A 24587-nucleotide genomic window follows, 5' to 3' on the forward strand; every position below is an offset into this window, starting at 1 on the left:
AGCTACTATTTTTTTTTACTTTTTGATTGTTAGGACTTTATATTCTCTTTTTACGAATGTTCCGTTTTTACTGGTTATCCATTCTTCTTTATCGGAGCGAATCATTCTTTTAAATTTGGTTTGCGCTACCAATTCTTCCACATCTTCGTAATTATATAATTTGAAATCTGATGTAAAAGGCAATGTTTTCATAAAATCCTTTTTCGCAAACGTTAGGACGAAACTTCCACTCTTTTCGAGAACTCTATAAATCTCGTTGAAGAATTCTACTGGATTTTCCCAGAAATAAATCGTATTGACGGTCATTACTTTATCAAATGTTTCATTTTCAAAAGGAATTTTGTTTCCGTCGTACAAATGAAATTCTGCTTGAGAAAGATATTTGGAATTGATACTTTCGGCTTCAGATTTCATTGTTTCAGAAATTTCTAAACCTGTGTATTGAATGGTTTCTGCAAAATCTAAAAGATAAGACAAATGTCCTGCATTGCCGTGACCGAGTTCCAAAACCTTATCGTTATCCACTAAATGTAAAGCTTTGATGCTTTCTTTGGTCATCGAAATATTGGTTTCATTCATCATTTTCGCAACTTCTCTTCCGGTTTCTCCTTCCGGATTAGATAATTGTTGTCCTAATATTTTGAGTTCTTGTTCTGTCATTATTTTTAGTTTTTTTGATTGAACGCAAAGAGCGCAAAGTTTTTTTTTACTACTAACTGTTTTCAAGTTCGCAAAGGCTCTTCGTTCAGCATAGATATTTTACTACAAAATCTTACGTAGCCGACTTGAGCGGACTCTTCGAGAGTGACAATTGGGAGTCCTTCGACTTCGCTCAGGATAAACTACAGGCGGATTAAGCTGCCCAAATTATTCTCATTATTCTAAAGTTTCTATCCAAATAAAATCATTGTGCTGTCATTGACCGGATGTTTGCAAATGGTACACGGAAAATTGTAAGCTCGGCTGATTTTCTCCTCTGTAAAAACCACTTCCGGAGCACCGTAAGCTAAAACTTCGCCTTTTTCCATCAACAAGATTTTGTTCGCGAAACTTGCAGCCAAATTCAAATCGTGTAAAACAACTACTGCGGTATTATTATTTTGAGTAAATTTTTTAATTAATTCTAATGTATTGTGCTGGTGTTTGATGTCCAGATTATTGAGTGGTTCGTCCAAAAACAAAAGCCTGTGCGCAATCTCGTTATCCAGCTGAGCTAGAACTCTCGCCAAATGAACTCTTTGTTTTTCACCTCCGGAAAGCGAGTTATAATCTCTATCCCGAAAATGAATAATCTCTGTTTTCACCATAGCAATCTCCGTGGATTTTATATCTTCCAAGGTTGGCTGAGAACCGAAATAAGGATAACGTCCCATCATCACGACATCCTTTACCAAAAGCGGAATATCCTGAGCATTGTGCTGGGAAAATTTGGCTTTATGTTTTGATAATTCTTCCAGTTTCCAGTTATAAATGATTTTGTCTTTGAAATAGATTTCTTGCTTTTTGTCGGTTTTAATTTCGTTGGCAAGAACATTTAACAGGCTGGACTTACCTGCTCCATTTGGACCGACAATCGCCAGAAATTCGCCGTAGCCGACATTGATATCAACACCTTTCAAGATGCTGGCATTCTGACTTTGATAATTGATTTGGTGTCCTTTTATCATCTCAAAGTGTTTTTGTATTTGATAAGAATCGCAATGAAAATTGGACCTCCAATCAACGATGTTAAGATTCCTATTGGTAATTCAGAAGGTGCAACAATTGTTCGGCTGATTGTATCCGCAAGCAACAGCAAAATACTTCCACAAATCGCTGACAACGGCAAAATAAAATGATAATCTGAACGGAATAATAATCTCAAAATGTAAGGAACAATGAGTCCAACAAAACCGATTGTACCGGAAAATGCGACGCACGTTCCTATCATTAGTGAAGTTATCAATACGATTTGTTTTTTCAACGTCTCGACATTGATTCCCAAATGTTGGGCGTCTTTTTCGCCTAATAACATTGCGTTCAGTGCTTTTCCTTTTGGTAAAATGATGACGTAGGAAAATAATAAAACAATCGATAAGATAATGTTCCTTGTCCAAGTTGCGCCTGCTAAACTTCCGAGATTCCAGAATGTTAAGTCTCTAAGCTGTTCGTCTTTAGAAATATAAATTAAAAATCCTGTAATCGAAAAACCAATAGATGTAATAGCAACTCCGGAAAGCAGCATCATCACGACATTTGTTTTTCCTGCACTCGTAGAGATTCTATAAACGATGACCATCGCTAAAAATGCTCCCACAAATGCAGAAACGCCAACTAAGGAATTTCTGATGATTTCCGGAAGATAAGATTCGAAAGTATGTCCGAGAACGATTGCAATCGCTGCTAATAATGTAGCTCCAGAAGTTAAACCAATCGATTCTCCCGTTGCTAGAGGGTTTTTGAACATCCCTTGTAAAGTTGTTCCGGAAACCGCTAACATACTTCCTATAAGAACTGCCATTACGATTCGAGAGGTTCTGACTTCCCAAATCACGTATTTTTCACTTAATGACAAAGAAGAGTCACCTGTTAAAAACTTCCACAATACTTCGTAAGAAGAGGAATTGCCAAAATCGTAAACACCAATATTTAAAGCTAAAACCATCATCAGTATTAATAAAATAATACCGATGATGGCGTAAAATGTAAGACTTTTTGATTTCAAATTAATAAGACTTAGAGAATCAAGATGATGAATCAAGACTTAATTCTGTTATTTATTAAACTTTTCTCAGGTTTCCAAAAATGGAAGAAAAGTTATTTCGAAGATTCAATTAGTAATTTATTCAGGCTTAATGCAGCTTCACCTACTCTTGGTCCAAAAGAAGATAGTAATCCTCCATCTAAAGCAATCACGTTCTTATTTTTACCAGCATTGGTTTGAGGAACACCTGGCATTTTAAGCGCGCCTTCTATCCCACCAGAACCTTGTAATCCGCTTGTGAAGAACAATAGTACATCAGGATTAGATTGTACAACCGCTTCAGGCGTCAAAGGTTTGAAATCTTCGAAATCATTTGCTGCGTTTTGCCCTCCTGCAATTTCTATGATGCTTGCCATTGGTGTATTTTTTCCGCCAACCATCATCATATTTCCTCTTGCGTAGATGAAAAGGACTTTTGGTTTTTTAGCTATTGGCTGGATTTGTTTTACATCTGCATCAATTTTATCTAATAATGCCTGCTGGTTTGTACTACCTAAAGCTTTCGCTACTTGATCAATCAATTTCTTGGTTCCATCGATGGAAAATTCTTGATTGAATAACTCAGTCTGGATTTTAGAAGCTTTGATTTTTTCTAATAAATCAGGATTGATGTCTTTATCTGAAGCTAAAATCAAAGTCGGATTAAGCTTCATAATTGGTTCAATCGTCATCGAACGAACGTGTCCCAATTCTTCAGCCGTAGATTTCAAACTTTCCGGATAAGTACTCGTCACATCAATTCCAACAATTTCTTTCTCGTGTCCAAGAGCAGCAACAATCTCAGTAACGCCGCCGCTGATACTTACTATTCTTTGATTTGAAACGGGTGCTTCAGTTTTAGATTCTTCTGATTTTGCAACTTTAGAATCTTCTTTTTTGCAAGAAAAACCTACCAAAAGAAGTGCTGAAAGAACAGCTATTTTTATGTTTTTCATAGATTTATTTTTGTTTGATTAAAGTGGTTTGTATTCGAATTGTGGGTAGCCTCTATTATTATTATCATCTTTCATTCTTAAGAAGCGGATCTTATAATAAAAACCATCACTATCTCTTAAAATATAAAATTTATTAGCATAAACTTCAGCTCCATTTTGTCCTGTTGTGGTTCTCCAATTACTACCAATAGCTCTTTGATCGTTGTAGATAAATTTGACCACATCAATGTTTTCTTTTTTGAAATTATTGTATTCTGTTTCGCCCTGTCCGATAGCAGTTGTGACTTCATAGACACCTACACCACCTAAAATATTATGCAGCATAATATCTGGATATATGTAAGATGTGTATTGATCATTAGCGGGATTCAATGTCAGATTCGTAAAAACCGTAAAGCACAAATCCCATTCTTTCTTTTTAGGTTGTATATCTGCGTATGTACCTGTCGTAAAAGAGAAGAATTTATAATTATATTCAGCATCTTTTGTTACAACAAACTCTTTATGAGTAGTCTCATCTAAATCTGCATATTGAATTTTATAACCAGATGATTGTCTTAGAATTCTGATTTTTTTCCAGCCTCTTGCTTCACCCACATTGTAGATTGTTCCTGGAATCATTGTTCCTGAATAAGTTTTGTAACCCAAGTTTAATAGATAAACATTATTTTGATTGTCATCAGCATTAATTGGAGCTATACCTGTAGTTTGATTCAGAATATCACCATTTGGATCATCTATATATTGTGAATTATCCGCAAAATTTGCAGCCTGAACAACCAGCTTTAAATCCTTAACAGTTTGGGAAGTAACAGCATCAATATTGGTCGTACTATTGACTTTCCCAACAGACATTACCAAAGAACTATTAAGCATCACTCTAAACTCATCTCCACAATAGAATCCCAAATCCCATAACTCTCTATGATTGCTTTTAACATTACCAGAGCTTAAATCAATCCAAAATTGTTTCGCTTCTGTAGGGTCGGCCTTCTCGTTCAAAGTCAATACAGCTCCTTCTAAAGGCGGAATTTTAACAGGTGTTACATCCTCCTCAATGCAAGAGATGAGGGTTGATAAAAATATAATCAGAATTAATATAGAATTGATAGTCTTTTTCATAATTAAAAATTAAAATTAAATCTTCCAAAATAGCTTCGTCCATAAAACATTCTTTCAGCAGCAGTTGTAGTTGCGTGAGCGCCTGTAGTTCCGGAAACTGCATTTCGAACATCTGAAATATCGAATATGTTACGAACACCTGCTGTAAAAGTAAAATGGTCTTTCCAAATCTTTTGAGAGACTGAAAAATCCATCAAAGAGAATGCATTCTGTCTTCCTAAGATATATTGAGTTACACCTAGACTTTTATCTTCCATAATCCGGTAAGTTCTACCAACTCCTTTATAGTAAATTGCAAATGATGTTTTTGTCCTTAATAAATTATAATATGCGGATGCATTGAGTTCAGGTGAATATTGGTATTTTGCATCAGTAATATTATTGAGATTCATCATTCTTCCCAATACAGAAAAGCCTAAATTAAATCCAAAATTCTTATTTGAAATTTTACCTGAGATAGTGTTTAACCAGGATTCATAACTATCAATATTAATATATTTATATTGCAAAGGTTGTTCTTTTGTAATAGCCAACTCGATCCGGTCTTGGGTTTGCAGATACAAAGAACTAATGTCTACACTCCATTTAATTGAGCTGCTAGGCTTACTAAAAAGACTATAGTAGAGCATGCCAGAGTAAGAATTTTCCGGTTTAAGATTACTGTTTCCTTGGATGTTGTGATTACTATCAACAAAATAAGTGAATAACTCTTCAAAGGTTGGATTCTTGTTTGCAGAACCTACTACAGCTCTAAACTCAGATTGATTGTTAATAGTTTTTTTAAGAACTAAGGAAACATTTGGTTTCGTCTCAAATGTATCAGAAAAATTAATTCTTACTCCTGGTCTCAGAAACCAATTGGAACTGAGGTCAAACTCGGCAGAGGCAAAAATACCAGCATTAAGCACGTCATTCAAAACATTATTTCCATCAAATTTACCAGAATCCATACCAGCAAAACCTTTGGTGTAATCTCCTTCATAACCCAATTGTACGTTTGCCCAATTAGAGTCCAGAAAATTACTGATTACACCTCTAGAATATATAGTTTCTGCTTCATAATAAGTTCCTTTAGAATCTCTAGAAACTTCCTGAATCGCAGGAACATCAAAAACATAGTCCTGTCTTTCTCTAGATTGTTTTTGATAAGATAAATCTCCTGTAAATTTTGTTTTTTTGAAGAACTCTGTCTGAATATTAAAATGATGAAGCATCCTTTGTGTGAAATAGTCTCTATCTCTCGAAGTAAAAGTACGTTCTCCACCACCAAGATCTTTTGGATCAACTACAGAATTATAGTAATTGATCTCTTCTAAAAGATAATCTGCTTTGTAAAAGAATTGTGTTTTTGGCGCAGAAAACCTAAGCATAAAAGTAGGATTCCATTGTTCCTTAGGTTGCCATTCGTAACCTCTTCTATTGTCTCTTTCAAAATAATTTTTACCTTGATTATTTCCCCAAAAACCTTGAAAATCATTTCTATTAAGCGATAAATCCACAAACCATTTATCCGAGATGTTATGAGAAATACCTAATGACTGGATATGTCTTCCTTTTCCATAGTCTACCCAATCATATTCTTTACCAACAGTTTCTTCTTGTACAAAACCTCGGATATTCCATTGTTTATTAGAGTTTTTTTTGGTAATAATATTAATGACACCTGCAATTGCGTTATTTCCAAATTCTACTCCCATAGAACCTTTTACAATTTCTATTCTTTCGATATTATCAAGACTTAGTTTAGTCAAGTCAATATTGCTTCCCAATCCAGTATCACCAATTACTGGTATATTATCTATAAGCACTTTTGTATAGTCTGCTCCTAGACCCATTATATTTGCCTTAGAATCCCCCGTATTCTTTTCTGGAACAATTAGTATATTTAGAGTTTGATTAAGAACTTCTGCAACATTATTTACTGCCATTCTTTTTATATCATCTCCACCGATAACTTCAACTTTGTATAAAGATTTTTTTATTGATTGGGGACTATATTGCCCCGTAACTACAACTTCTTCAATATTTTTTTGATTAAGAGTATCCTTTTGTGCATATGCAAAATTCAAAATCGCTAATGATAAAAGGCTCATCGTTCGCTTCTTCATTGAAAAAAATTTTTGCGAAGATAAGATTTTATTTAGAATCATTAAAAACAATTTTGTACTTTTGTAGAATAATTCTAAATAACAATAAAATCTGAGCAAGACTTATGAAAGCAAAACTACTTCTGGCTGCATCGTTATTTGCAGTAGTTGCACAAGCACAATTATCTACTATTAATGAAAACTTTGATGGTTTCACAGCTGGAAACGCAACCTTTCCTCAAAATGGCTGGTCTGCAATTTTACCTACAGCTCCATTTCCACCACAACCTATGATGCTAGTTTTACCTGTGGACGGAACCAATAAAGTAGTTCAGGCTTATCCTGGAAGCAGTTCAAACCAACCACTATATTTAATAACGCCTCAGATTGTAGCGCCTGCTGGAGATAAGGCCATTTCTTTTGATACAGGTTTAGTCGCTTCTTCTCCCGGTACTACAACCATTCAGATTGGTGTTGCAACTAATCCAGCGGATATGACGACGTTTACAGCTGTTGGAGAGCCCATACAAATCACTTCAACAACGATTCAAAATGTTAAGGTTAATGTACCTGCATCAGCTGGGACTTATCTTGTTATAAAACATACGCCAACTGCAGCACACACCGCTCTACAAATCGACAATGTAAAGTACGATACTAACTTAGCTGTTAATGAAAGTTCATTCAATTCAGACAATGTAAAATTGGCTGTTTCTGCAGATAATAACTCTTTGAAGTTTGTTTCTCCAACCACTCTATCTAGCGCAAAAATCTATTCTGCTGCCGGACAGATTGCAACTGAAGGTAAAATTTCAAACAACACTTTAAATATTTCTACATTGAAATCTGGTGTTTATTTTATTGTTATCCAAGATAATGCTGGCCAAACAGTTAAATCTAAGTTTATTAAAAAATAAATAAACTCTTATATAAAACTTGAAAGCTTTTCAGAATTCTGAGAGGCTTTTTTGTTGATTATAAAGACGCTTTAAACCAATATGATATTTATCATTTAATCAAATATTTTAATTTTTAATAATTCTAAATAAAAACAAATCAATAGTTTTGTAGAATCATTCTAAATAAGAAAATCTATTTATAAATTATGAAAACAAAACTATTTTTTGCAAGTATGCTGACACTGGCTGTTAGCCAAACAGTTTTATCGCAAACAGATGAATTCGGGTATACTTCAGTTAATCTAAGTATGGGAGCTCAATATCAAAATCAAGTTTATTTTGATTTCTCTTCTAACAATATTATTTCACAGCCTGCTACAGGATGGGATATTGCTTTTTACAGAAATTCTAGCATGGCATTCGGAGAGAGAGTAAATGATGCTAATAATGTGAAAGTTTATCAGGTTTCTGCTGATCCTGCTGTGTTTGACACTGTAGTTCCGGGAGATAAAGCTAACTGGGGGGAGCCATTATATAATCCTGATAAAACTGAAGCTTTGGAAGATGGCGTATTCGACAATGCAACATTATTGCCTTCGGGAGGACTTAATTTCAGTTGGGGAACTTATGACATCACTACTCACAAAATTACAGGGAAAGTAGTTTTCGTACTAGAATATGGTAATGGAGATTACTACAAATTCTTTATCAATGAATATTCTGCTGGTTATACTTTCAAATATGCAAAATGGAACGGAAGCTCTTGGGATGCAACCCAAACCAGAACTATTGCCAACGGAACAGATGATGCATTCTTCAACTATTTCTCGTTCGCAACAGGAGCAAAAGTTAATAATATCGAACCTCCAAAAGCAAATTGGGATCTGATGTTCACGAGATACTGGACCTTCTATAACAATATTATGATGTATCTGATGTCGGGAACAATCCAGTCTCCAAATGTGAGCGTTGCATACGTAAGACCAGAAACTCAGGCCACTTCTACCTACACAGCTCCTGCAAGCAGTTCATACTCCAAAGAGATTACTACTATTGGTCACTCTTGGAAAGGAACAACAGGATCATATACAGATGCGGTTTACTACGTAAAAGAAGGAAGCAACTATTACAGAATGTATTTTACTTCTAACGGCGGTGCTGCTACAGGTAATATGTATTTCAAATATAAAAATATTACCAGCGAGTTAGCTGTGGCTGATTTTGGAAAAAAAGGAACTTTCGGGATCTATCCAAACCCAACTAAAGAAGACAAAAAAGTTAACATCTTGTTTGATGTGAAAGAAGCAGCTTCTAAGAACGGAAGTATCGAAGTATTTGACTTTTCTGGTAAAAAAGTATATGAAACCGCTATCGTAAACCAGTCTGGATTCTCTACACAACAAGTTGATCTTAATAGACTTTCGTCAGGAGTTTATGTCGTAAAAATCGCTTACGGAGGACAGACAGAAACAAAAAAGCTTGTTGTAAAATAAGCCATATTTCATAGGTAAATATTGATTGATTTTTATAAATCCTATGCAATCACCATTTCGCCGTTGGTGATTGTCATCAAATATTTATCGTGGCGATTTCAGATTTTATTCTTTATAAGACCACCTTCGGGTGGTTTTTTGCTTGTTGTGATTTGCTTAAATAATGAGTAAATTTGTAGAAATAATTCAATTACAGTGAATTCCATTATCAATAAAAAAGTAGAATTTCAGGATTTGGGAACCAAAGATTACCAGCCATCTTGGGATTATCAGGAAGAATTACTGAAAAAAAACCTCGAAACTAAAATCTTCAATCGGGAAAATCCAGACCATCAAAAACCCACCAATAATTATCTTCTTTTAGTAGAACATCCGCACGTTTATACACTTGGGAAAAGTGGCCACGAGGAGAATCTTTTGGCTAATGAAGACAAATTGAAAGAAATCAACGCTACTTATATCAAAGTGAATCGCGGTGGTGACATTACCTATCACGGATTTGGACAGATTGTTGGCTACCCTATTTTGGATTTGGAGAATTTCTACACAGACATCCACCGTTATATGCGCGATTTGGAAGAAGTCATCATCCGAACTATTGCAGAATATGGACTGAAAGGAGAACGTTCCAATGGCGAAACGGGCGTTTGGCTGGATGTGGGAAAACCTTATGCCAGAAAAATCTGCGCAATGGGCGTAAAAGCTTCGCGTTGGGTTACCATCCACGGATTTGCTTTGAATGTGAACACTGATATGCGCTATTTCGAATATATCATCCCTTGTGGAATTACCGATAAACAAGTTACCTCTTTAAAAAGAGAATTAGAGCGAGAAGTTGATTACGAAGAAGTAAAACAGAAAATCAAAAAACATTTTGCAGATGTTTTTGGTTGTGAATTGATATAAACAATTATAGATTTTAGATTGTAAATTTTAGATTGAATTAATCTAAAATCTATAATTCATAATTTAAAATCTCATCTACATCGTCATTCCAATATCAATTCCTTTGATTTTTCTATAAAGGTCGGTGGCGAAATTATCCGTCATTCCGGAAACGAAATCAATGACACCAAGCACTTTCTGATAATCGGTTCCATCTTCATAAAAAAATTGTTTTGGAAGAAGCTTCAGGGCTTTTTTATCATAAGATTTTCTTTCATTAGCAGATTTCAAAATGGATGGAATAAAATGATCTAGCAACTCGTACATTACGTTGTAACCAGCATTTTCTATTTCCACAACGGCTTTGTGATTATAAATTTTTTCAATAGAGAAAGTTTCAATATCCTGCAGCGTTTTATTTTCCGATTTATAAATATCCAAAAGACCTTTATCCAGATTCCCTTCCAGAATTGTATTGAAATTACTTTTATAAAGCTCCACGGATTTATTGATCAAAGCATTAATAACCTTAGCTCTCAGATAAGAAATTTGCTCATTCTCATTACTGATAGAATTCAATTTTTGCTCTACTCTATTGATATCATCGGTTTCAGATTTTACCAATTCGAAAAAGAGATTTTTACAATCTGCTGTCGAAACAATTCCCAACCTGTGCGCATCTTCCATATCGATGATATTGTAACAAATATCATCTGCCGCTTCTACCAACCAAACAAACGGATGTCTCTTGAAAATATAAGGATCTTCATTTTCCTGGATCATCGCAGTTCCTTTTGCAATCTCCAAGAAAATGTCTTTCTCATTCTGGAAAAACCCAAATTTTTTACGATGGATAAAGCCTTTCTTTTTGGCAATCGCTTCACAAGGATATTTTGCAATACTTGCCAAAGTCGCAAAAGTCAGTTGGATTCCGCCTGCATCTTTTCCTTGTTGCTGCTGTGCTAAAACCCGAATTGCATTCGCGTTTCCTTCAAAATTAACCAGATCCGCCCACTCCTTTTCATTGAATTTCGATTTCAAATCGCTTTCATTCCTGTCAAAATAACTGGCAATCGCATCTTCTCCGGAATGTCCAAAAGCAGGATTCCCAACATCGTGACAAAGACAAGCTGCAGCAATAACATTTCCAAGATTATGAAGATAAAAACTCTTGGATTCTTCGTTAAGATCATTAGTATAATTATCTTGAATAAATTCTCCCACAACGCTTCCCAAACTACGACCAACAGACGAAACTTCCAAAGAATGCGTCAAGCGATTATGTACAAAAACACTTCCTGGGAGTGGAAAAACCTGAGTTTTATTCTGCAATCTTCTGAATGCCGATGAGAAAATGATTCTGTCAAAATCCCTCTGAAAATCGGTTCTGGAAGCTTTGGTATGCGGATTATTTCCTGTGCGTTGATTGGTAAAAATTGAATTCAAATCCATAATGGATTCAAAAATAAGGGATATTTTATTTTTAAAGGAATAATATTTGATTTTTCCTAAAAAAAGTTGTTATGCCAGAAGGTCCATCCATAGTTTTGATGAAAGAAGATCTCGACAAATTTGTTGGAGAAAAAGTGACTACTGCTGTCGGAAATGCAAAGATTGACAAAGACATTCTTGTTGGTAAAACTTTGAAAGAAATCAGACTTTATGGTAAACAAACCTATTTGATTTTTGACGAGATTAATATCAGAATTCATCTTTTGATGTTTGGCTCTTATGAAATTGACGAACAAACAAAACCGGACAAAAATCTTCGTCTGGGATTGAGTTTCAAAAACGGAAAAATGCTTTTCTTTACTTGCTCTGTCAAACTTTTATCTAATGATTTTCTGGAAACGATTGATTGGGAAGCTGATGTAATGAGTGACCAATGGAATCCTGAAAAAGTCAAATCCAAATTAAAATCTAATCCGGAAATGATGGTTTGTGATGCGCTGATGAATCAGGATATTTTCTCAGGTGTTGGTAATATCATTAAGAATGAAGTTCTTTTCAGGATAGCTGTTCAGCCGGAAAGCCTGATTGGAAATCTTCCTGCAAAAAAAATAAATGAGCTAATCAAAGAATCCAGGAATTACAGCTTCGATTTTCTAAAATGGAAGCGAGAGTTCACTTTGAAAAAACATTGGAAAGCACATCACCAAAAGAATTGTCCGAAATGCGGAAAACCTTTGACAAGTAAAATCACAGGCAAGTCCAAACGGAGAAGTTTCTATTGCGAAACTGACCAAAAATTATACTAAAATCTGTTCTTTTTAGCGAAAACTTAGAATTAAAAGGCTTTTATGGATTTGATTTGAATTTAATTTTGCTTATCATTGGCAAAATTTAGTTTATGAAAAATAAATACTTATTAATTCTATCATTATTTTCATCATTTGCTTTTGCGCAACAAACCATTTCTTTTGAAGCTTCAGAAGGTTATACTGCTGGAGATATCAATGGACAAAATGGTTGGGAAGTTACACTTAACAGTGATGATGAGCCAATAAAAAATCAAGTCATAACTACAGAAAAAGCTTCAGAAGGAACTCAGTCCATAAAAATAGATGTTGACTTGGACGAAAACTTTCTTTTCTTCCCCATCTTTGGTGCTGCAAAATTGTTTGACAATGCGTACGATTACAAGAATACTACTGTAGAAATGGATGTTTTTATAACAGAAAAAGAAGCTTCTAATTTTGATTTTGGAACTTTTGGAATTGTTGACACAGACGAATACATGCCTGTTGCTATTTTCGCTTTTAATTCTTTAGGTGTTTTGGAAGTTGTGAAAAATGAAGATTATCAATACGAAAGTACCAACTTCAACTGGGAAGCCAACAGATGGTACAAACTGAAATCTGTCACTTCTGAAAATGAAATCAAATTCTATGTTGATGGTGCTTTGGTTCATACAATACCGAACTTCTCCAAAACCAATATTACAGGAATTAATCTATTGCATGACAATTTTTCTGGTGGTGCTTACATAGACAATATCAAAATCAATGATGAAGTAATGGCGGTTAATGATGTGAAGAAAGGCAACATGAAATTATACCCAAATCCTGTCAAAGACATTTTGAAAATCAATCTATCTGACAACGAAAGCATCAGCGAAATCAACATCTATAATGTTGCCGGACAAAAACTGAAAACAGTTTCTAAGCAAACTGAAATTAATGTGGAAAGTCTATCAAAAGGCGTTTATATGATTGACGTAAAAACGGATAAAAACAAAACTTACAATTCCAAATTCATCAAACAATAAATTGAAAATCCTGCCACAGCGCAGGATTTTTTATTTAATTTTATACAATATCTTATACTGATGAAAAATGTTATCAATCCGGAAACGCTTAACTTTCTTTCCACACTGGAAATCAATAATAACCGAGAATGGTTTAATGAGAACAAGCAGCTTTACCTACAGGCCAAAGAGAATGTTGAAAATGTGGTGAATGAAATTATTTCCGGTGTTTCAGAATTCGATAAAAGTGTGGAACGACTGGAAGCTAAGAATTGCATCTTCAGAATTTACAAAGACACCAGATTTTCTAAAGATAAAACGCCCTACAAAACCAATATCGGAGCTTCTTTGGTGGAAAAAGGTCCAAAAACTTTGAATCACGCAGGTTATTATGTCCATTTGGAACCAAGCAAATCTTTTCTAGCCGGCGGCGTTTATATGACCGAATCAAAAAATCTGAAAGCCATTCGCGAAAAAATCAGTTCCCAAGGCGAAGATTTTCTGAAAATCCTCAACAAAAAATCCTTCAAAGATCATCTGGAATTACGTGGCGATAAACTGGTAAAAGTGCCGCAAGGATTTGATAAAGAAAATCCAATGGGCGATTATCTCAAATTTAAGCAATACACTGTTTTTCATCAGCTTTCTGATGAAGCTATTTTGGATGGAGACTTTGTTAAGAATACGGTTAAAGTTTTTAAAGAGATCTATCCTTTTAATCACTTTTTGAATGAAGCGATTAACAATTAAAAAATTTTATAATAATAGTTGTTATGGAAGAATTTAAATTAGTAGGAGTAAAACTCAAAGGAAAAACTAAAAATGAAAACGGACAATCGGGAATAGATTGTGGCAAATTATGGCAAAATTTCGAGGACAGTAAAATATCTCAACGTATTCCCAATAAAACATCAGATGCCCTATATGCTGTTTATTACGATTATGAAAGTGATGAGAATGGATTATTTTCTTACTTTATCGGGCAAAAAGTTAAAAAAGATACCACAACCCCAGAAGATCTTGATGAGATTATAATTCCTGAACAAAATTACCATCAGGAACTTGCAAAAGGACAAATGACAGGATGCATCTCTGATGCTTGGGAAAGGATATGGAGTTCTGACCTTCCCAGAAAATTTGGTTATGATTTTGAAATTTATGATGAAAGAAGCCAGGATTGGGAGAATGCAGAAATTGACATTTTTATTTCTGTAAATTAAATTGCAAATGACCTGGAATAATACTATAACGCAAAAACTAAACATCTCCTATCCTATCATTCAAGCGCCAATGTTTGGCGTCACCACTCCGGAGATGGTTGCCGCAGCTTCAAATGCAGATTGTTTAGGTTCTTTGGCTTTAGCAGATTTAGATGCAGAGCAATGTTTAGAATTAATTAAGAAGACAAAGCAACTGACGAACAAAGCTTTTGCTGTCAATATTTTTGTTCACGAGATTCCGGAAATCACACAAGAATTAATCGATAAATATTCTAAAACAAAATGTTCCTTAGAAAAATTAGCCCGAGAAAATCAAATTGAAGTCAATCTTCCTGGGATTGATGAAATCAAAGTTAATTCTTATCACGAGCAAGTTGATGTGATCATTTCTGAAAACTGCAAAATGGTCAGTTTCACGTTTGGAAATCTGGATCAGCAAAGCATTGAGAAATTAAAAAGTAACGGAACAATCCTTATCGGAACTTGTACTTCTGTAAAAGAAGCTTTGATTTTAGAAAAAACAGAAATTGATATTATTTGCGTTCAGGGCATTGAAGCTGGCGGACACAGAGGAAGTTTTACGAATGCAAATATCCCTCAGATTGGAGGTTTTTCACTTCTATCGCAAGTCCGCGACTCTGTAAAATCTCCGATAATCTATGCTGGCGGAATTTATAATACAAGAACACTTTTGGCTGCAAAAACGCTGGGTGCGGATGGATTTCAAATCGGAAGTTTGTTATTGAATTCAGAAGAAAGCGCTTTGAAAGATTTTGAAAAACAACGATTAAGAAATCTGAAAGAAGATGAAATCACGTTAACCAAAAGCTTTTCCGGAAGATACGCAAGAGGCATCAGAAATACTTTCATAGAAGCTGTTGAAAATTCGGATTTCGTACTTCCCTATCCTTATCAGAATAAATTAACCGGCGAACTTCGTAAAGCTGCGAGGATTCAGAATAATTCAGAATTTGTCAATCTTTGGACAGGACAATCGATTAGTGAGTTCAGTGAAGAATCTACGGCTGTTATTTTAAAAAATCTGATTAAAGAAGTCGAAAAAAATAACTGACTAAAACAAAAAAAAATAGAATTGCCTTAAAAAGTTAAATCAATTAAAAAATCCTTGTTTGTACAACAAGGATTTTTGTGTGAGAAGTTATTACTTCTTAGATTCTTCAACAGAAACTTTACGGAAGTCTTTGAACAATTTGCTTAATTCTAAAGCTGATTTTCTTGCTCTTGTTCCAGCTGCCTTGTTTCCTTTTTCAGCTTGTTGTTCTGCCTCTTTGCTGAAAGATTCAAATTCAGCATTAATCTTTTCGATTAGTTCTTTCATAGTCTAAGTATATAAAAATTAAATTGAAGTGCAAATATAGCAGTTTAGATCAATCAGCAATATGTTCTGAGCACTTTTTGCGGTGGAAATCATAATTTTTTCTTTGTCAAAATAATCGCTTACCTATTTTATCCGAAAATCTTCTTGATAACATTACCAATTTCCATAAAATCGTCGTGATTTCCGACGGAACGTTTCTCCAGACTGCTGTTATCAAATTCTGAAAAAGGAAAGACTAATAAGTAATTTTTGTCATTCACATATTTATTCAGAAGTTCCGGAATCAGCCTCATTTGGGGGATGTAAGATTTCATTCCTCTTTTTGCCATCATTATAATGATTGCTTCATCCAGCTTCAGTTGCGAAGCGATTGTCTCGCCATCTTTCCACGATTTTGTTGCAATAAACTCCGCTTCAATGGTTGCTTTTTTACTGATACGTTTCAGGATTTCCAGAATTCTCTCCGGTGCATAAAAAGTCATTGTAGCACCGGAATTGCGGGCAATATTCCAAACCCTAAGCAAAGCGTGGAAAAATCCGGCTTCTTTCTGTGCATTTTCCGGAATCATCACGGCGTATTTTTTAATTGTCGATAAAGGCTGAGCAGTATGATAAATAAGTGTATTGACATTATCATTCTGCAGATAACCATTATACAAATTATAAGCAAAAGATGGCGTGAATCCTTTGTCCTCATCTAATCCAATAATCAAATCCGTGATATTCTGTTCCTTTATAACGTTCTTGATTCCGTTGATCACATCATTATCATAACGTTTTAGCGATTGTAGTTTAACATCGGCTGCCGCAGCCGCAGTTGTCGCGTGGTGCAAAAGTTTCTCTGCATTTTTGACAGAAGATTCATTTTTATCTTCATTAATAATATTAAGCCCAAACAAATGTTCTGTGTTAGAATGCGCTTTGATCAGGATCCCAAGATTGACCATTCTGTCAACTGTCGCTTCGTAGTTAAGAGCCAATAAGATATTCTCCTGCTCGTGGCTGTTTCCTGAAACGGTTTCCTCGTTATCTTTATCCGCAATCTGCTGTGCATTGGACATCGAAATAAAAGATGAAATGGTACACGAAATCAGAATTAATAAAATACTTCCATTCAAGACGTGTTCGTTTAATAGTCTTATGGGTTCTCCAGTTTCGGTTTCGGAAAGGATGATGTTATAACCTACCATTACAGAAGCTAATGTTGCCGCCGCCGAAGCCGAACTTAATCCGAAAATCAATTTGCCCTCTTCTTTTGAAAGCCTGAAAGTTTTCTGTGTCGCAATGGCAGAAAGATATTTTCCACCAATAGATGCTACCAGCATAATTCCCGCAACTTCCAGTGTTTCCCAGCTTTTGAAAAAGACTTTGAAATCGATAAGCATCCCAACACTAATCAGGAAAAACGGAATAAAAATCGCATTTCCTACAAACTCAACTCTGTTCATCAAAGAAGAGGTGTGCGGAATCAATCTGTTCAAAGCCAAACCGGCAAAGAAAGCTCCGATAATCGCTTCTACTCCGGCTAGCTCAGCCAACAAAGCCGCAAGGTAAATCATCACTAAGACAAAAATATACTGTGATATCTTATCCTCAACTTTTTTGAAAAACCATCTTCCAATAATCGGAAACACCACCAAAACAATTAGTCCGAAAATAATGAATGATAAAGACAATCTAACCCAGAATTCGGTTCCGACATCGCCTTGTGACATCCCAACAATAATCGCTAAAACCAATAATGCGAGTACATCCGTAATCATCGTACCACCAACCGTAATATTCACAGCTAGATTTTTGGCAATTCCCATTTTACTTACCAGCGGATAGGCAATGAGGGTATGGGAAGAGAAAAGGCTGGCAAAAAGTACCGATGTTAATATCGAAAAATCCAGAATATAATAGGCGCCCAGATAGCCCAAAACAAAAGGAACAACAAAGGTGTAGATACCAAATGTCAAACTCTTCCATTTGTTTCTCTTGAAATCACCCATATCAATTTCCAGACCTGCCAGAAACATAATATAGAGCAATCCTGTTGTCCCGGTGACCACAATACTGCTGTCCCTTGCCAGAACATTGAAACCGTTCGGACCAATGACCGCACCAGCGATAATAAGTCCCAAAAGGTGTGGTACTTTGATTTTGTTTAACAAAAGCGGCGCAGCAAGAATAATGATCAGCACCAACAGGAACTTGAGAACCGGATCTTCGATAGGAAGTTCCAGATTATGAATACTCAGTAAAATCATATGTGTTTATTTTTTAGTGCGAACAAGCTCTACAGAGAACCTGGCAGTACAATTATCAACGGTTATCGTTCTGGTTCCTCTCATTTTATTAGGAGAGAAATCATTCAGCAAAACATTCATATCAACCTTCTTTTTGGCGGTTGAATCTGTTTTGAAATTAAGTCTGACCTCATTGTTTTCAATCTTACCGTTGTAGAGCCTGACCAAGTTATTATTGTTGATAATTTTGGTAAATAATTGAGTAGAATCGCTGTCAAATTCCCAAATATCTGTCCTTTGATCACCAACTACATAATCGCTGCAATTGGACTCGGTACAGATGACTTTTCCGGTCCACGAACCAATGATATCATCTGGCCATTGGGCAATAATCTGTATAGAATCTGTAACGGGTTTTGCAAAGATACTGTCTCTCATTTTCAGAAGAGATTGATATTCGGATTCTTTAAGTGCAAAAGATTTTTCTTTATCCAAAAGCTGCTGCTCTCTTTCTGCGAGTTCCTTTGCCTTATCTTTATCATCGCAGCTAAGGCATAGCATAAAACTTAATAATAGTATAAAATATCTCATAAGCGTTTATTAATCTAAAATATAAGGAGAATTGCTTTAAAATGGTATTTTAAGAAAGAGCACTTTCAGTTTCCTTGAAAAAATAAGGTCGCAGTATATCTTCAAAATTATAAAGACCTCTGGATTTGTCCTTTATATTTTTCGCTACAAACAATGCGCCAGTCCCTAAAAATTGACTCGTGACCAAATGACAGGATGATCTCTAAAAAACTAACCGTGGTTAAAATACGAAAATATATTTATATATTTTGATTGACCGTCGGAAAATAAAAACGGAATCAACATTAAGTTAATTCCGTTTTGTGTGACCCCGGAGGGATTCGAACCCCCAACCGTTGGAGCCGAAATCCAATATTCTATCCAGTTGAACTACGGAGCCATTTTGTGTTTGAGTGTTTTGAGGCTGATCACAAATCTCTCAAACTCTACAATTCTCATACTCTCCAACTCTAAAAAATAATTTTCACACCTCCCATAAACTGTGCTCCTAAAACTTTGTAACCCAGATAATTCTGATATTTGGCGTTCAGTAGATTATTTCCGAGTGCGAAAATACTGAAATTTTTGTGAATTTTGTACTCTGCGGATAAGTTTAAATCTGCAAACCCACCAACTTTTTCATTTGTATTTTCAACAGATATATACTGGTCAGGATTAAAACCACTTTGAGCGACGGAATAAGAATTTGACGTTCTGTCCGTTACGAAATAAGCTTTGAAACCGAGATTCAGTTTTTTCTCCAGCATCGTATATTTTGCACCAAGATTGAATTGAAATAATGGTTTATAATATACTTCTTCCAGATTGTCCAGTTTATATTTCATAAAATGTAAACCAGCATCAACAGTCAGATTTTCTATTGGGAAAGCCTGCAAATCTCCTTTTACTTCCATCAGAGTTCCGTTATCATAGATTGAACTGAAAGTATTTGCATAATCATAACCGTGCCTGTCTGCGCTAATAGTATTATCAAACAAATTATTATTATAGAAAAACTGAGCGTTATTCACTTTGCTGAATCCTGCATTAACATCATATTTGAAAGTCTGGTCAACATCACCTTTCAAACCGAAATAAAAATGGTATTTGGTCTCAGTTGGAGTTAAAGTCAAATCAGAAATCAAGAAAGGATTTTCGTCCAGAAGATTCCCGTAAGTATTGAGTTTCAAACCGCCATCAATTCCTCCATAAAACTTGAATTCATCCGCAGCTGCAACCAAAACCTCTGCTTTAGGAAACCAGTAGAATTTATTATTCTTTGATTCTCCTGTTACATTGCTGGAATTTTTAGAATTAAGGAAACTGAAATCAGAACCAATTAACAAATAAGAATCGCCTTTATAGAAAGTCACTTTTGGCGACAATGTAAAATTGAACTGATTATTTGTATTCTTATTCAGGATATCAAATTTGGAATTAACCGTTTCCAGATTGATTCCCAAATCTCCATTCGCTGTAATATCGTCATAAACAGAAAAATCGTGCTTTGACAAATTAACATCCAAATTCGCATAGTTTTCACTCGCTCCGAAATGGTCGCTTAAGAAATACGATTTCACACGAACGTTATTCAGAATTTCATTGGAGTAATGGTCGTAATAACCATTCACACTGAATTTATTCACTTTTTGTTGCAAATCGACATCATTATTTGAAGGCGTCAATGCATAAATCCCGTAATAATTGTAATTGTTGAAAGCATAATTGGCATCAATATTAAACTTTCCTTTTTCAGTGTAAATATTGGCAAAACCACCGATTTTTGCTTCATTCTGCTTAGAATCCCAATCGTAAACTTTTTTCAGGCCGCTTGTAGAAAGATAATGTAAATCCGCTCCTACTTCCACATTGTCCTGCACTTTTCCCGAAACATTAGCATCTGCCAAAAATTTCCCATAATTCCCATAGCCTAATCTGAAATAATTGGATTGATAATTATTGGAGAATTTCGGAGAAATATCTTCGCCCTGGATTTCGGTTGTTTTGAAGTCCGAAACTGGTGGAACATTCACGATATCATATTTAAGATTAAGAGAATCTTCCTTTTTCTTGTTATCCGGCGGATAGTTTTTTTCCTGAACAACAGAGGTTTTCTTCTTCTCGATTTTCTTGACTTCCGGCTCACGTTTTCTATTAAGAATCAATTGCTCTTCTTTGATTTGAGCTCCTAATTCCGAGATACCGACTGTTCCCAAAAATGCCAAAACGGCGATATATTTTAGTTTGTTCATTTAAATTTATTTAAAGATTAAAGGATTTAAAAATGAATTCAATCCTTCATCAAAATATTTATTTATTCCTTTCTTGATATGAAGCTAACAGCGCTTTTCCTGCTTGTTTTGAAAACCCTTTTGGATAAAACATATTAAATAGCCATAAACTTTGTATTACTTGTAAATTGAATTCGAACTTTTTATTTTCATCACCAATTTCCTGAAATCCATAATAATATTCATCTGGTAAAGATGATGGTAACAATCCAAAAGTTAGCATACTACCGGCCATTCCATTCCCGCAAACTAATGTTGTTTTCATAGAATCAAGTTTTATTTTTACTTGATAGCTATCATCCTCTACTAGTTCATAAATCTGTGATTTTTCTAAAATTTTATATTCTTTTTTTAATTCTTTATTTATTACAAAAGCTTTTACCCTATTTGTACTTGGTTTTGTTTCTTTATAAATTTTATAAGATATTCTATAAGAAGGTACACAACTCACAAATAAAAGCGTAATCAAAATCAGAAAAAATACTTTGTTCATTTAAAATCAAATTACTTCTTGATTTGCATTTTCACTTCCTTCGCTTCAGCCACAATTTCCGGGAAATCACCATAGTTGTTAATGATTTCATCCACCGTATAACTTGCCTGGTAATTATCTTTCAGCGCCAGATAATTTTTCGCCATCAGGACTAAAGCCTTTGCGCCCCAATATTCTTCCGAAGCATAATTGTTAGCTAACTTGAAAATGGTTTCATTCGACGATTTGAAAGCTTTTGCTTTGTTCTGGTAAAATGCTTTGGCGTATAAAGCTTCTGCCGCCACTTCCGTATTAGAAGATTTTTCCAAAGTGGTATAAGCCGTTTGCGCATCTTTATCTTTTCCTTGCTGCATCAGGCTTCTTGCTTTGATGACTTTCGCCTGTTCCAGAGTTGCTGCTGAATTTTTCGAATTAGCAATCACAGCATTCGCATATTTTTCAGCTTCAGCAAAGTTCTTTTCGTCCGCATAGATTTTCATCAATTCTACCGAAGCGAAGTTTTTAATCGTAACATTGGTAGAATTAGCATTCTGTTCCAGATACTTTTTCGCATCAGCAATTTTATCCTGAGCTAAATAAATCTGAGCCAATCTCACCTGAGCTTCCTGCTGATAATCGTTTTGGAAATCAGCAACATTTTGTAAAGGGAGCAACGCTTTATCCGTTTGTTTTAATTGATAATAACTTTCGCCCAGCTCATACTGCGCTTTGAAAAGATTGTCACCGCTTGGACTTTGGTCCAGATATTTTTCGTAGTAAGAAACCGCTTTTGCATAATCTTTTTTCGAGAAACTATCCTGTGCAAGATTAAGATTGATTTCACTGATTTCTGTTCCAGAAACATTCACATTGAGACCTTTTGCAAATTGTTCGTAACCTGCAACATCACCGTTTTTCACAAAAGCAGGTTTTGCAGCAGCAACAATTTTGTCCGCATAAGCAGTGTTTTTATATTGATTCGCTAATTGCCTGAATTCCGAAATCGCATTTTCATTCTGATTCAGGTCAATCAGATTCTGAGCCCTGTAAATTTGGGAATTCGCTACCAAATCCTTATCAGGACTGGATTTTATGACTTTATCAAAGTAAGCATTAGATTGAGTGAAATCATCATTCTGAGCATAAGCCGAAGCAATTTCATAGTTCGCATCATCCACATATTCCGAATTAGGATATTTTGAAATCAAGGTTTTCAGTTCAGAAATCTTTGCAACCGTATCGCCTTTGAAACCTAAAGCCAGAGCTTTTTGATACAACGTATAATCGCTGGCATTTTCGGTTTTATTATAAATTTCCAAAGCTTCATTCAACTGATTGTTTGCGTAATATGTATCAGCCAAACGCAATTCTGCATCCGCTTTGAATTCCTGTTTCGGGAATCTCAGATATTCCTTAAAATATTCCTGGGCCTGCGCAAAATCCTTAGACTTGAAATAAGCATAACCTAAGTCATAGTCCAATTGTTCTCTCTCCGGAAAACCTTCTGCAGTTTCGTTTTCAAGTTTGGTGTAAGTTGCAATCGCAGATTTATAATCACCTTTCTGATAGTAAGTCTGTCCTAACCAATACTGCGCTTTTTTATAAAAATCTTTATTGAGATTGAATTGAAGACTTCTTTTAAAGTACGTTTCGGCAGCATCAAAATTCCCTTTATTGAATTCCTCAGAACCTAAAAGATAAGAAACCTCCTGCTCTATTTTTTTAGTCTCATTCGTTTTCTGGTCAAGTTTCGAAAGGGCATCCAGAGTTGCTTTATAATCTCCGGAATACAAATAAGATTTAACCAAAAGCGACCTCATTTCCTGAGATTTAGAATTCGGATATTTATCCAAATATCTCTGAATTACTTTTGAGGAGTTCTCAAATGGATTTCCTAATTCATAACTCAATTTTGCATATTGTTCCAAAGCCAGTTGCTGAACTTTAGCATCATAATTCATCTGGGACGCATTACGATAAGCAGAAAGCGCTTCTTGTTTTTGATTATTTTGCAGATAAGCATTCCCGAGTTGGTAATAAGCGTTTTGAGCCAGCGGAGAATTGCTGTTAATTAATTGATTGTAATACCCTACTGCTTCGGCATTTTTACCCACTTGAGAAGAAACAAACCCCATTTCGTAAAGGTCGGTTTCTGACGGCGTTTGTTCTTTATCAAGGAACAATTTCAAGTGTGGATAAGCCGACTGGTAATCACCTTTCATAAAGTAGCTTTCTCCTACTATTTTGTGAATTTCCGTATCGTAAGCTGTTGTTTTCCCGTTGTTCAGGATGTCATTCCCTTCGGAGATTGCCAGATCATAATTCTTCTGATTGTAGTACATCTGCACATAATAAGGTTTCACCAAATGTGCATATTCCTCATTATTTTTGATTTGGTCGAAGTAAACGAAAGCATTTTCATTTTGCTTGTCAGCATAATAAAGATGTCCCAACATATAAGAAATTGCGGGCTTGCTATTTTCATCAGCATTTTTAAAAGATTCTTCCAAAGCTTCGATTGCTCCCGCAGAATCTCCTGTCATAAACTTAGCATAACCCAATTTCATAATATGCTGCGTATTTTCCTCTTTGCTCAGCTGGTATTGATTGACTTTCTGCAAAGTTTCCAAGGCTTTTTCAAAATCTTTTTTAGCCAAATAATAATCTGCCAAAGGTCCATTCGCCTGAGCAAAATACGCTGATTTTGGATATTCTTTCATAAAAGCATTCAGTCCTTCTTCCGCATATTGCTGCTGCAAAATCACGCCAATCACATTGCTGAAAAACAATGTTGCTTCCTTTCTGGACTGGCTTAAGCTTTTGTTGTAAAAATATTGGTTGGAATATTCGTATTGGGAAGCGTTATAAACTTTGGTATTGTAGAGATTCTCTGCAAGACCAAAATGATAGTCTTCTTTTTGAGTAAAATATTGAGATTGTTGCGCCTCAGAAATCCCGTAAAGTGATAACATCGAAGCCAGTATTACTTTTTTTGAATTCATATAGATTTTCAAAATTATTGCCAAAGCCACAGCTTCAACAAAGTTTGTTCC

At 35.1% G+C, this 24587-nt stretch carries 21 protein-coding genes and 1 tRNA gene; 8 read left to right on the forward strand and 14 right to left on the reverse strand.

The window, feature by feature from the left end:
• Positions 1 to 15: 15 nt before the first annotated feature.
• The 6 genes from BXY58_RS13215 to BXY58_RS13240 form a co-directional block, all read right to left on the reverse strand.
• Entirely contained in the window at positions 16 to 660 is a 645-nt protein-coding gene (locus BXY58_RS13215; RefSeq protein ID WP_120214334.1) for a class I SAM-dependent methyltransferase, read from the reverse strand.
• 230 nt (positions 661 to 890) lie between these two features.
• Positions 891 to 1667: a heme ABC transporter ATP-binding protein gene (locus BXY58_RS13220; protein WP_120214335.1), complete on the reverse strand. Its 777-nt coding sequence runs from the start codon at positions 1665 to 1667 to the stop codon at positions 891 to 893.
• Positions 1664 to 2704, reverse strand: a complete 1041-nt coding sequence (locus BXY58_RS13225) for a FecCD family ABC transporter permease (protein ID WP_120214385.1) — start codon at positions 2702 to 2704, stop codon at positions 1664 to 1666. The genes BXY58_RS13220 and BXY58_RS13225 overlap by 4 nt, the downstream gene beginning before the upstream one ends.
• Before the next feature lie 92 nt (positions 2705 to 2796).
• Positions 2797 to 3669, reverse strand: a complete 873-nt coding sequence (locus tag BXY58_RS13230) for a heme/hemin ABC transporter substrate-binding protein (RefSeq protein ID WP_483400854.1) — start codon at positions 3667 to 3669, stop codon at positions 2797 to 2799.
• A 27-nt stretch (positions 3670 to 3696) separates the two neighbouring features.
• The gene (locus tag BXY58_RS13235) at positions 3697 to 4800 is read right to left on the reverse strand and encodes an HmuY family protein (RefSeq protein WP_120214337.1); all 1104 of its coding nucleotides are present in this window, start codon (positions 4798 to 4800) and stop codon (positions 3697 to 3699) included.
• 2 nt (positions 4801 to 4802) lie between these two features.
• On the reverse strand, positions 4803 to 6908 hold the full coding sequence (locus BXY58_RS13240) for a TonB-dependent receptor plug domain-containing protein (RefSeq protein WP_120214386.1): 2106 nt from the start codon (positions 6906 to 6908) through the stop codon (positions 4803 to 4805).
• A gap of 104 nt (positions 6909 to 7012) precedes the next feature.
• Between BXY58_RS13240 and BXY58_RS13245 the strand changes: the two genes are divergently transcribed.
• The 3 genes from BXY58_RS13245 (at position 7013) to lipB (ending at position 10185) form a co-directional block, all read left to right on the forward strand.
• Positions 7013 to 7804 (forward strand): T9SS type A sorting domain-containing protein, encoded by a 792-nt coding sequence (locus BXY58_RS13245; protein WP_120214338.1) that lies wholly within the window; start codon positions 7013 to 7015, stop codon positions 7802 to 7804.
• Positions 7805 to 7992: 188 nt separating this feature from the next.
• Positions 7993 to 9279, forward strand: coding sequence for a T9SS type A sorting domain-containing protein (locus BXY58_RS13250; RefSeq protein WP_120214339.1), 1287 nt, complete (start codon positions 7993 to 7995; stop codon positions 9277 to 9279).
• A gap of 195 nt (positions 9280 to 9474) precedes the next feature.
• Complete coding sequence (gene lipB, locus BXY58_RS13255; protein WP_120214340.1) at positions 9475 to 10185, forward strand: lipoyl(octanoyl) transferase LipB; 711 nt, start codon at positions 9475 to 9477, stop codon at positions 10183 to 10185.
• A 75-nt stretch (positions 10186 to 10260) separates the two neighbouring features.
• Here the strand turns inward: lipB and BXY58_RS13260 are convergent, their stop codons facing one another.
• Positions 10261 to 11616 (reverse strand): deoxyguanosinetriphosphate triphosphohydrolase, encoded by a 1356-nt coding sequence (locus BXY58_RS13260; RefSeq protein WP_120214341.1) that lies wholly within the window; start codon positions 11614 to 11616, stop codon positions 10261 to 10263.
• Between the two features lie 71 nt (positions 11617 to 11687).
• Here BXY58_RS13260 and BXY58_RS13265 point away from each other — a divergent pair, with 71 nt between their 5' ends.
• The 5 genes from BXY58_RS13265 (at position 11688) to BXY58_RS13285 (ending at position 15703) form a co-directional block, all read left to right on the forward strand.
• Entirely contained in the window at positions 11688 to 12422 is a 735-nt protein-coding gene (locus BXY58_RS13265) for a DNA-formamidopyrimidine glycosylase family protein (RefSeq protein ID WP_120214342.1), read from the forward strand.
• Between the two features lie 92 nt (positions 12423 to 12514).
• Positions 12515 to 13432 carry a T9SS type A sorting domain-containing protein gene (locus tag BXY58_RS13270; RefSeq protein WP_120214343.1) on the forward strand — a complete coding sequence of 306 codons (918 nt, stop codon included), beginning with the start codon at positions 12515 to 12517 and terminating at the stop codon, positions 13430 to 13432.
• A 60-nt stretch (positions 13433 to 13492) separates the two neighbouring features.
• Positions 13493 to 14161: a DUF2461 domain-containing protein gene (locus BXY58_RS13275; protein WP_120214344.1), complete on the forward strand. Its 669-nt coding sequence runs from the start codon at positions 13493 to 13495 to the stop codon at positions 14159 to 14161.
• A 23-nt stretch (positions 14162 to 14184) separates the two neighbouring features.
• Positions 14185 to 14631 (forward strand): GyrI-like domain-containing protein, encoded by a 447-nt coding sequence (locus tag BXY58_RS13280; protein WP_170144239.1) that lies wholly within the window; start codon positions 14185 to 14187, stop codon positions 14629 to 14631.
• A 7-nt stretch (positions 14632 to 14638) separates the two neighbouring features.
• Complete coding sequence (locus tag BXY58_RS13285) at positions 14639 to 15703, forward strand: NAD(P)H-dependent flavin oxidoreductase (protein ID WP_120214346.1); 1065 nt, start codon at positions 14639 to 14641, stop codon at positions 15701 to 15703.
• A 90-nt stretch (positions 15704 to 15793) separates the two neighbouring features.
• On the opposite strand, the gene BXY58_RS13290 is transcribed toward BXY58_RS13285, so the two are convergent.
• The 7 genes from BXY58_RS13290 to BXY58_RS13320 all read right to left on the reverse strand — a co-directional run bounded on the left by BXY58_RS13290 (position 15794) and on the right by BXY58_RS13320 (position 24536).
• A complete protein-coding gene (locus tag BXY58_RS13290; RefSeq protein ID WP_120214347.1) occupies positions 15794 to 15970 on the reverse strand; it encodes a histone H1 in 177 nt (58 codons plus the stop codon).
• A 128-nt stretch (positions 15971 to 16098) separates the two neighbouring features.
• The gene (locus BXY58_RS13295) at positions 16099 to 18222 is read right to left on the reverse strand and encodes a cation:proton antiporter (RefSeq protein WP_120214348.1); all 2124 of its coding nucleotides are present in this window, start codon (positions 18220 to 18222) and stop codon (positions 16099 to 16101) included.
• Positions 18223 to 18228: 6 nt separating this feature from the next.
• The gene (locus BXY58_RS13300) at positions 18229 to 18792 is read right to left on the reverse strand and encodes a hypothetical protein (protein ID WP_120214349.1); all 564 of its coding nucleotides are present in this window, start codon (positions 18790 to 18792) and stop codon (positions 18229 to 18231) included.
• Positions 18793 to 19097: 305 nt separating this feature from the next.
• Positions 19098 to 19171, reverse strand: a tRNA-Arg gene (locus BXY58_RS13305).
• 70 nt (positions 19172 to 19241) lie between these two features.
• Positions 19242 to 21023 carry a TonB-dependent receptor gene (locus BXY58_RS13310; protein ID WP_120214350.1) on the reverse strand — a complete coding sequence of 594 codons (1782 nt, stop codon included), beginning with the start codon at positions 21021 to 21023 and terminating at the stop codon, positions 19242 to 19244.
• A gap of 58 nt (positions 21024 to 21081) precedes the next feature.
• Positions 21082 to 21555: a hypothetical protein gene (locus BXY58_RS13315; RefSeq protein ID WP_120214351.1), complete on the reverse strand. Its 474-nt coding sequence runs from the start codon at positions 21553 to 21555 to the stop codon at positions 21082 to 21084.
• Positions 21556 to 21566: 11 nt separating this feature from the next.
• Positions 21567 to 24536 carry a tetratricopeptide repeat protein gene (locus BXY58_RS13320; protein ID WP_120214387.1) on the reverse strand — a complete coding sequence of 990 codons (2970 nt, stop codon included), beginning with the start codon at positions 24534 to 24536 and terminating at the stop codon, positions 21567 to 21569.
• Positions 24537 to 24587: the final 51 nt, after the last annotated feature.

The sequence above is a fragment of the Epilithonimonas arachidiradicis genome (assembly GCF_003610695.1).
In the GTDB taxonomy this organism is placed as follows: domain Bacteria; phylum Bacteroidota; class Bacteroidia; order Flavobacteriales; family Weeksellaceae; genus Epilithonimonas; species Epilithonimonas arachidiradicis.